The organism is Actinomyces sp. HMSC075C01, from assembly GCF_001812965.1.
Classification (GTDB): domain Bacteria; phylum Actinomycetota; class Actinomycetes; order Actinomycetales; family Actinomycetaceae; genus Actinomyces; species Actinomyces acetigenes.
In genome coordinates, this window is record NZ_KV811041.1 from 25,085 (window position 1) to 34,335 (window position 9,251).

Below are 9,251 nucleotides of genomic sequence, written 5' to 3' on the forward strand. Positions count from 1 at the left end.
TGCCGTCGATGATCAGCTGGGCCGTGGGGTCCAGATCCTCCACCGTCGGTACACAGGCTTGGAGGGCCTGGGCGATCAGGGCGTGTAGGCGCCGATGACGCGGGAGGCGGTGGCCTGCGAGACGCAGCAGGCCTCGGTGAGCAGCTCCTGGGGCAGGTTGTGCCTCAGGTAGGTCAGGGTCAGGCGCACGCACAGGAACAGCCCCAACGCCCTCGCCCCGAACACCGGCAGGGGACCGGCGGCGTGAATGGTCTCGCACAGGTCCAGGACCTCGCTGAGGTAGATTCTCGTGCTACTATTCGCCATGGCAGTTTGCTTCTTGGTTGGATTGGCTTGAATCACCAAAGATTCTCTCAAGAGCAAGCCGCCACCCTGCTTGACGACACACTATTACTAACAAAACACCCTAAACATCCCTATGAATAAGCCTCACGAATTCCTCAGTTCAATCTAACGCTACAACTCACCCAAGCCGGAACCCAGTCAATCAACCATAAGTTGGTGCGCATAAGTGAGAAATATTGTGCGGGGCGCGTCGTGAACATCTTTGTCGAAAGACAGCAGAACCAGACAAAAAAGGATTTCTCATGCTTTCGCTAGCGCGCTACAGCAAACTCATGTCCACGAATAAGGCCGACAATGGTCGCCCGAAAGGATTTCTATTCTATTCCATCATTGCTGGTATGTGCGCGACCGCAGGTTTAACAACACTCCAGCATGAAGACCATACGTTTAGCCTGACCTTCCTTTATGTAGCCGCACTATTCATTCTCTCTTGTATTTCTCTGTATGTTCTAAGAACAGAAATCACTAAAGGGAGGGGAAGGTGGAGCCAAGGTAACAGTAAAGTAGTTTTAGTAACCACAAGCGCGCTGAGCGGATGGGAATTCGGGTTGATGCTGCTATTCAGCCTTTCCATCGTGGTTGGCATTATCCTATTCTCTCTCGAGCCCCAAAGAGCATGGAAGCCACCCATTCTCCTCATAATTGTGGGTGCATATAGTCTCCTACATCTCATACCGATCCTTAAAGCAGGTGGCCCCACTCGGCGTCGAATCGCCTTGAGCAAGGATACCGTCGAGCTCACCCGGATCGACGGACACACTGACACCATCCCCTGGAAGGCACACCCCATTCTGATCGGAATCCGCCAGGGATACGCCATCATCATCCTCGAAAGCCACCATGGGCTCCGCTACCCCATCAGTTACCTCCCTATGAGCATGCGCCAACTCGAGCGCCTCCTGAACAATTTCTCCACCGACGGCCAGCTCCGCGCCAAGCTCTCGGGACCAGAGGCCCTCAGCACCGTCCTCGCCGTCCTGGAACCCACCGAGGAAGAACGAACCGACGGCTCCTGGACTTGGTATTCTATATGAGACTCCAGCAGAAGTTGTGAAACTTCATTTCGAATGCCATCGTTATAACTACGTCACATGGCACTGTTCTCAAAACACACCAGCAACGCCGTGTCCCCGACAAGCGGTGACAGGGACAGAAAGTACGACCCTATCACTGCACTAACTCTCGCCTACATCAAAGGAAGTCGCTACAGAAACAGGAGCGCCGATCACTGGACCTACGAAAATTGTTCCGTCAGGACATCAGAACGTTAAGCACAAATGATGACGCGTCACTCTCGAATTGATCCGATAACCCTAGCAGACAAAGGAAGGAATATTGTCCTAGCAATACTGACCCTGATTGGCCTTTTTGTGGCTCTCATAGCCATTTTCCCTTACCGGGCCGGCAACACTCCAGCACTGGCAGGCCTTCTTTATATGGGGTTTGTCGTGGCATGCACGATAATATCTCTACTCATCCTAAGGCGCCAGATTTCCATAGGGAAACGGCATTGGATCAGCGATGGTATGCGGGTAGAGCTAATTGATCCACCAGCATTGATTTGGGCAGAACTAGGTGCACTTTCTCTACTTGCATTCTCCAGCATTGTGGGCATTATCGTTCAGGTGCTCGGACCTCGTGGTGCATGGATGATCCCATTCGGATTGTCAACGATGGGAATGATTGGCCTGTATTACTATTTTCCAGTTCTCCGTCCAGGGTGTGGCACTCGGCTGAGAATCTCTCTCAGCAACAATGGAGTCGAACTCACCCGAATCAACGGGCGTACGGATATCATTCCATGGCAGGCCCACCCACGCCTCACCGGGGTGTATCAGGGACACGCGGTCATCGCAATCAAGGACCACGAAGACCTACGCTACCCCATCGGCTACCTGCCCCTGAGTATGCGCCAGTTCGAGCGTCTCCTGAGCACTTTCTCCAGAAGTACCCGCCTGCGCGCCAAACTCTCGGGACCAGAGGCCCTCAACACCGTTCTCGCCGTCCTGGAACCCACCGAGGAAGAACGGACCGACGGCTCCTGGACCTGGAGCCACTAGACAGCACAAACGCCAACGCAAGGATGACCGCCATGAGTTTCCTGACGGGCAAGGCAGCCCAGCCCATCATCACGCCGGAACGCATCGACAAGAACCGGTATCGGGCACCTCTGTTCTTCGGAGCGATCGCTGTGGTTGCAGCCATGTTCAGCATCCCCATGTTTCTCGCCGGAAGCACCACCACAGCACTGGCCATGATCTACCTCGCTGTCTTCATCGTCAGCTACGCAGTTTCAGCCTGGCGCCTCAAGTACTTTCTTTCAGCTGGCCGAACATACTGGAGTCACGACAGCCATCAAGTCGTTATGACGACCCCAACCGGCATGCTCCTGTTTGAAGTCAGTGTTCCACTGCTGGGTGTTCTGGGAGTACCGCTTGCGGCAGTCACCTGGTTGCTGCACCGCCAGGGTGATTGGATCGGATCGGCAGCCTTAGCAGCACTGGGAGCATTGAGCGTCCCCTATCTCTTACAGGCCCTTCATGGCTTCCACCCCGTGAGGCGTCGAATCACGGTCAGCAAGAGTGGCATCGAGCTGACTCAGGCCAACAGACACAGCCTCGAGATTCCATGGAAGGAGCACCCGCATCTCATCGGAGTCCGCCAGGCCGACGCCGTCATCGTTCTCAAGAATCATCTAGAGACCCGCTACCCCATCGGCTACCTGCCCCTGAGCATGCGCCAGCTCGAGCGCCTCCTGAACACTTTCTCCACCGACGGCCGGCTGCGTGCCAAGCTCTCGGGCCCCGAAGCCCTCAGCACCGTCCTCGCCGTCCTGGAACCCACCGAGGAAGAACTGACCGACGGCTCCTGGACCTGGAGCCGTCGGTCTCGGTAGGGCAGTCAGGAACCTTGCCGGTCAGGAGTCCTTGCGCTCAGCCAGGGTTACGTCGATGTCCTGCTTCTTGGAGTCGCGGATGACCGTGAGCTTGACCTTGTCGTTGGCGGAGTACTGGCGCACGTAACCGGTCAGCGCCGAGCCCTGGGCAGTGGTCTTGCCGTCGATGGCGATGACGACGTCGCCCTTCTTCAGACCGGCCTTGTCAGCCGGCGAGCCGCCTTCGACCGAGGTGATCTTGGCGCCAGCGCGCTTCTCACCGTCGGCCGTGGCGCCATCAGTGTCGAGGGTGACTCCCAGGTAGGCGTGAGTGGCCGTACCGGACTTGATGAGCTGCTTGGCAACCTTGTCCGCCAGCTTGACGGGGATGGCGAAGCCGATGCCGATGCTTCCCGAGCCTCCCTCGCCGTCACTGGAGCGCCCCATGGTGGCGATGGAGCTGGTGATCCCGATCACCCGCCCCTTTTCGTCGAAGAGCGGCCCACCGGAGTTACCGGGGTTGATGGCAGCGTCGATCTGGATGGCGTTGGTGTAGACCGCCGAAGAGGCGGAACCGCCCGAGCCGTCCTCACTCTGGGAGTTGACGACGGGCCGGTTGAGAGCGGAGATGATGCCGGTGGTGACGGTCGAGGACAGGCCCAGCGGGTTACCGATCGCCATGACGTCCTGCCCCGTAGCAAGCTGGTCGGAGTCACCGAGCTGGGCGACGGTGAGGTTGTCGGGGGCGTCCTTGAGCTGGATGACCGCCAGGTCGGTGGCGGGGTCGGTACCGGTGGCCTCAGCGTCATAGACGCGGCCGTCGGCCAGCGTCACCTGGATCTTGGAGGCCCCCGCCACCACGTGGTTGTTCGTGATGATGTGCCCCTCCTTGTCGAAGATGACTCCGGAGCCCAGCGCGGCGCCCTTGTCCGTGACGACGCCGATGGAGACGACGGCGTTGGACACGGCGGCCGAGACGGCCTCCCAGTCGGGGGCCTGGCCAGTGCTGTTGACGGTCTGGGTCGTGCTCCCGGTGGCGATGGCAGTGGGCGCCGTCGAGGGGCGCGATGAGGTGTCCCCACCGTGAGCATCCATGTACCTGACCGCGCCCACAGCCCCACCGGCACCCAGCAGGGAGGCGACCAGCACGGAGGCGACCAGGGCGAACCAGCCCGGCCCCCGGCGCCTCGTGGTGCCGTTCTCAGTGCCTGCGGACTTCGAGGCCGCGTAGAAGGACTCCCCGGTGGAGGCGCCGGCCGGCGCGTAACCACCGGGCGTCGTCGGGACGCTCGTGTAGGGCGAGCCGAAGTGCGACTGCTGCCCCTGGTAAGGCTGCTGGGGGGATGAGTAGCTGGACGGCGCCGCCTGCTGCGCCTGAGGAGCGGAGTACTGACCCTGCGGCTGCTGGTAGGACTGCTGCTGAGACTGCTGGTACTGCTCCTGGGCGGACTGCGCGTAGAGCGACGTGGACGGCTCGGCGGGCAGCTGCGAGGTCGGCGGCTCGGCGGGCAGCTGCCGGGTCTCATCCCAGCGCTGCGCGCCTGCCCCCTGAGGCAGGACCGGCTCGGAGTCGGAGGCGTCGGCGGCGTAGGCCTGGGAGAGATCCTCGTAGCCCCCGTGGTTGTCGGCCGCAGTCGGGCCCTCGCCGCTGGAGACCGCCGTTGCCGGGTCGGCCTGGCCGCTGGCGGACCAGGAGTCGACACCGGAGTGCCCGCCGTCTGCCACCGCTCCGGGCTCAGTGGGCCGGTATGCCTCCGGGTTCGTCTCGTCGTATCCGCTCATCTGTGCTCCTCCTCGGGCATCTCGCCCTCTCAGATCCACGGGTAGACAACACCAGGGCTCTGTACCGTTTCCGATGATTCCCTGAGGCTGCGCTGTGGATCGTGTAACCGTTGTATCGCAGCGGGCTGAGAGTCCTGCAGTGGGCTTCGGGGTGAGCCGGGTCCACTGGCGCGGGTCCTCTCCCGCCGGCTGCCGTCTATCTCTATCGTCGTTCATGTTGTCACGGTGTGAGGATCGTGCCTCGTGGTCTCCCAGATGACGACACTCATACCGTCGACCGGCTCGGCCAGGATCCTGCGGAGGGCCGCGACGTCATCGGGGACGTGGACCCGGGCCCCCAGGGCTGCGGCCAGTGCGGCGATATCCGCACGCTGGGGGGTGGTGAAGATCCGTTCGAACCGGGCAGGTGGGGTGGTGTGGGCGTACTCGAGGTGGGAGAAGATCGCGCCCCCGCCGTCGTCGACGACGATCACCTGCAGGTCGGCCTCCTCCTCATGCACGCCCCGGTTCAAGGACATGGCGTCGTGGAGGAAGGCGAGGTCACCCATCACGGCGCGAACCGGTCCGCCCGAGGCCATCCACAGTCCGACTCCGGTGGCAATGGTGCCGTCGATTCCCGCCAGGCCGCGGTTCGCAACCGCCTTCGGGGCGGTGGCGCCGGGCTGGGCGAGTCGGTCCAGGCGCCGCACTGTCATGGACGAGCCCAGCAGGAGGGTGGGGGCGCCGGGGGCCTGGCTCGCCTCCCACACAGCCCGGGCCACGGCGTCGGCGCTGCTGGAACAGTCCGGTTCGGGAAGATCCGACGCCGCCCGGCGCCAGGAGTCGACCCAGGAGGCGTCGGCCCTCTCCAGGCCGAGCCGGGTTGCGAGCCGGGCCGAGCGAAGGGCGTCGTCGTCGGACTCGTGATCGGGGCCGTCAATGGGGACGACCCGTCGAGCTCGCCCGGAGACATCGGTCCACCGGGCGCGCTCGGTCAGGACGGTGATATCGAGGTTCTCGCGCCCCAGGAGCGCGGTGACGGAGCGGCTGAGGCTGGGGTGGCCCAGGACGAGGAGGTGGTCGGCCTGCTCCGCGAGCGCGCGGCCCGCGGGGGTGCCCAGCAGCTCGGCGTAGCGGCTCAGGGCCTGGGGGCCGCTGCGGGCGTGGGAGGTGGGTTCGGCCAGGAGTGGCCAGTTGAGGTGCTCGGCCAGAGACCTGGCCAGGGCGCCGACGGCCGGGTGGGCGGTGTCTCCGGCGACGACGAGCCCCCGCCCCTGCGTGGAGGAACCGCAGCCGACCTGCTGGCCAGCACCGGCCGCTGGGGCGCAGGCCGGCACCGCTGCCCGGGCAACGGTGGCCGACGGCGGGGCGGGCGGCGCCGGGGCGGAGGGGACTGCGCCCTCCCCTGTGCCTTCCACTGTGCCTTCCACTGTCAGGGGCGGGCGGAAGCGGGCGTTGATCTGGGCCGGGCCGGGATCCCGGCTGAGGGCCCCGTTGGCCGCGACGACGGCGCGGCGCACCTGCCCGGCGATGGCGGCATCGGCCGCACTGCCCCCGAGGTCGGCGGGCAGGTCAGCGGGCAGGTCCACGCCCAGGCGCAGGGCCGGGGCGAAGAGCCCGGTCTGCTCGGTGGTCTGGCTGGCGCCGGTGCTAACCAGCTCGTGGGGCCGGTCGGCGCTGATGACGAGCAGGGGGATGCCGGCGGCGTCGGCCTCACTGACGGCCGGGTGAAGGTTGGAGACTGCCGTGCCCGAGGTGGTCACGACGGCGGCGCAGCGGCTGTGCCCGCTCAGGGCGTGGGCGCGGGCGGCCCCCAGGGCGATGAAACCGGCGCTGCGCTCATCCAGGACGACACGCAGACGCATGCGTCCGGCGTCGGCGGCATCGGCCAGGGCGTCCGCCAGCGGGGCGCTGCGCGATCCCGGGCACAGGACGACCTCGCGCACGCCCTCGGCTAGGAGGGCCGCCACGAGGCTGCGCGCGTCGGCCATGGCGGGCGGGAGCTGCGGGGAGTCGGTCACAGGGGCGAGGATACGAGAGCGGCCCGCCTGCGCCGGGCTGCGATTGATCACAGTAGGGACAGCCCAGTGAGCCCACCGCGCGGTTGGGGCGGGCTACAGCGGCAGCCCGGCCACGGCCCGGCTCGGGTCGCGAGCCTCGCGCTGGCGGCGGGCGTGCAGGGCGCCGGCCAGGTGCAGCAGCCGCGTCTGCCAGTGCTTGGTGAGGTAGGGGCCCGCCTTGACCTCATCCAGGAGACGTTCGGAGACGGGGGCAGCGGCGTCCAGACGCAGGGTCCCGTTGCTGGGACGGACGCTGGGGTCGGCGACGTCCTGGGTCAGCAGGTACGTGGTCCCCAGGCCGCAGGCGTGGTTGAGGGAGGGCAGGCTGAAGGCGAGGGTGGCGCCGGCCATGATGCCCACGGAGGTGTCTAGGGCGGAGGAGACGACCGTGGGCAGTCCGAGGCGCTCGGCCATGTCCATGGCCCGGTGCACCCCGCCCAGCGGGGCCACCTTGAGGATGGCGACGTCGGCGGCGCGCCGGTGGACGATCTCCAGGGGGTTGGCCGACAGCCGGATCGACTCGTCGGCGGCGATGGGCACGTCGACGGCGCGGCGCAGGTCGGCCAGGTCGTAGACGGTGGCGCAGGGCTGTTCGGCGTACTCCAGTCCTCCGGCGGCCCGGTCCATGAGGGGCAGGTTCTCACGGGCGGTATCCAGGTCCCAGACGCCGTTGACGTCGATGCGCACCTTCCCGGAGCGCCCCAGGGCCGAGCGGACCGCCTCGAGGCGCTCCAGGTCCGCCGAGCGCTTGGAGCTGCTGCCGCTGACCTTGACCTTGGCGGTCCTGGCTCCGGAGGCCCGCACCAGCTCAGCGGCCTCCTGGGCGCCGACCTCGGGGACGGTCACGTTGACGGAGATGGTCTCCCGGTAGCGGGGAAGGAGAGAGTTCCCCAGGGCCTGGCTCAGCCCGGAGGCGAGCCAGGGGGCGCTGGCCTCCAACCCGTAGTCCCAGAAGGGCGCGACCTCGCCCCAGCCCCCGGGGCCGTGGAGCAGGACGCCGTCGCGGCGGGTGATGCCGCGAAACGGCGTCGTCAGGGGAATGTCCCAGACGACGGCGCGGTCGATGCGATCCAGTAGGCCGGTGGAGTCCTGAGCATGAAGCGAGGCGATGTCGATCTCGCCGCTGGCATGCTGATGGTCCGGACTCACGGGCACAGAATACGCACGATCTTCAATCACGACGACGAAACCGGGATAAGGGTGGCGGGGCCCACCTCGGCAAACACCCACGGGGCTGCGCAGCGGGCTGTCCGGCGCCGTCGTCCGCCCCGGCTCCAGCACCGAGCGCGGCCGTGAGCGCAGGCCACTGTCCGCGGACCTTTGTAGAATGGCCTACGCGGTTGAATTCGCGATCACACCGAGGGGACGTCATGAACGAGGGCAGCACAGGGTCGGGAGGCTCAGGGCGTCATCATTGGAGGCCTGTCACGCCCGTCTCCGCGATGGTCGTGGGCCGCCTGGTCCTCGGACTGCCCGGCTTATTCGGTCTGACGGTCATCGTGCTGGTCTGGTCGGCGCTGACCCGTGCCGGGCTGGGACTCGGCAGGGCGTGCTTGTTCTCCCTGGTGGCGGTGGCGATTCGCGAGCTCATTGACGCCTCGGCCCACCGACTCATCATGCGGGCCTGGCGCTCGAGGGATCCTCACGGCCTGCTGCTGACGTTCATCGCCGTGACCTGCCCCGCGGTCGCGGGATTCCTGGCCGCCAGCCTCATCGCCCCGGCCTCGACGACGGCGCTGACGGTTCTCACGTGGCTGCCGTTCATGGCCTTCGTCGCCCTCATTGAGAGGCCGTGGGACACCTCACTCGGATACGACGCCCTCCACAAGCGTGTCCATCAGCCCCAACCGATCCCACCGGAGTACGTCACCGCCGACTTCCGCGACGCCCGCAAGTACCTGCCCGAGCTCCACCGCATCGCACTGACCCACGCGGCGCTGTAGCCGGTGAGTTTCAGTCGCGGACGAGGTCAGCGATCGGATGATCGACGCTGCCGAGATTCCGCAATCCCCCTCATTTTGCGCGCGATATCAGGATCAATACTACTTCCCAAGAGTTGCCCATCGGGCTGAGGATGGAGCGGCCTGCTCCGATCAAAAAGGCGAGAGTGGTGAATATCATTCAGGGAGCGGTTGTGGAGATGCAGTTTTGACTCGAATGTAAAGGGGCTCTTCGCGTTTGAGGGTGTGGTAGCTGGAGCCTATTGAAGT

At 65.1% G+C, this 9,251-nt stretch carries 8 protein-coding genes; 4 read left to right on the plus strand and 4 right to left on the minus strand.

From position 1 onward, the window contains the following. Window positions 1-75: 75 nt before the first annotated feature. Window positions 76-306 carry a helix-turn-helix domain-containing protein gene (locus tag HMPREF2883_RS13645; RefSeq protein WP_075401789.1) on the minus strand — a complete coding sequence of 77 codons (231 nt, stop codon included), beginning with the start codon at window positions 304-306 and terminating at the stop codon, window positions 76-78. Window positions 307-617: 311 nt separating this feature from the next. On the opposite strand from HMPREF2883_RS13645, the gene HMPREF2883_RS15735 reads away from it, so the two are divergent. The 3 genes from HMPREF2883_RS15735 to HMPREF2883_RS15740 all read left to right on the plus strand — a co-directional run bounded on the left by HMPREF2883_RS15735 (window position 618) and on the right by HMPREF2883_RS15740 (window position 3,241). Next, on the plus strand, window positions 618-1,379 hold the full coding sequence (locus HMPREF2883_RS15735) for a hypothetical protein (RefSeq protein WP_256277507.1): 762 nt from the start codon (window positions 618-620) through the stop codon (window positions 1,377-1,379). A gap of 795 nt (window positions 1,380-2,174) precedes the next feature. Then, window positions 2,175-2,405: a hypothetical protein gene (locus HMPREF2883_RS13655; protein WP_070663134.1), complete on the plus strand. Its 231-nt coding sequence runs from the start codon at window positions 2,175-2,177 to the stop codon at window positions 2,403-2,405. A gap of 32 nt (window positions 2,406-2,437) precedes the next feature. Continuing rightward, window positions 2,438-3,241 carry a hypothetical protein gene (locus HMPREF2883_RS15740; RefSeq protein ID WP_070663135.1) on the plus strand — a complete coding sequence of 268 codons (804 nt, stop codon included), beginning with the start codon at window positions 2,438-2,440 and terminating at the stop codon, window positions 3,239-3,241. A gap of 21 nt (window positions 3,242-3,262) precedes the next feature. Here the strand turns inward: HMPREF2883_RS15740 and HMPREF2883_RS13665 are convergent, their stop codons facing one another. The 3 genes from HMPREF2883_RS13665 to HMPREF2883_RS13675 all read right to left on the minus strand — a co-directional run bounded on the left by HMPREF2883_RS13665 (window position 3,263) and on the right by HMPREF2883_RS13675 (window position 8,196). Then, window positions 3,263-5,002, minus strand: a complete 1,740-nt coding sequence (locus HMPREF2883_RS13665) for a S1C family serine protease (RefSeq protein ID WP_070663136.1) — start codon at window positions 5,000-5,002, stop codon at window positions 3,263-3,265. Window positions 5,003-5,214: 212 nt separating this feature from the next. Continuing rightward, window positions 5,215-6,972, minus strand: coding sequence for a 2-succinyl-5-enolpyruvyl-6-hydroxy-3-cyclohexene-1-carboxylic-acid synthase (menD, locus tag HMPREF2883_RS13670; RefSeq protein ID WP_075371223.1), 1,758 nt, complete (start codon window positions 6,970-6,972; stop codon window positions 5,215-5,217). Between the two features lie 123 nt (window positions 6,973-7,095). Beyond that, window positions 7,096-8,196: an o-succinylbenzoate synthase gene (locus HMPREF2883_RS13675; protein WP_070663138.1), complete on the minus strand. Its 1,101-nt coding sequence runs from the start codon at window positions 8,194-8,196 to the stop codon at window positions 7,096-7,098. Window positions 8,197-8,411: 215 nt separating this feature from the next. On the opposite strand from HMPREF2883_RS13675, the gene HMPREF2883_RS13680 reads away from it, so the two are divergent. After that, window positions 8,412-8,984, plus strand: a complete 573-nt coding sequence (locus HMPREF2883_RS13680) for a hypothetical protein (protein ID WP_256277508.1) — start codon at window positions 8,412-8,414, stop codon at window positions 8,982-8,984. Window positions 8,985-9,251 lie beyond the last annotated feature (267 nt).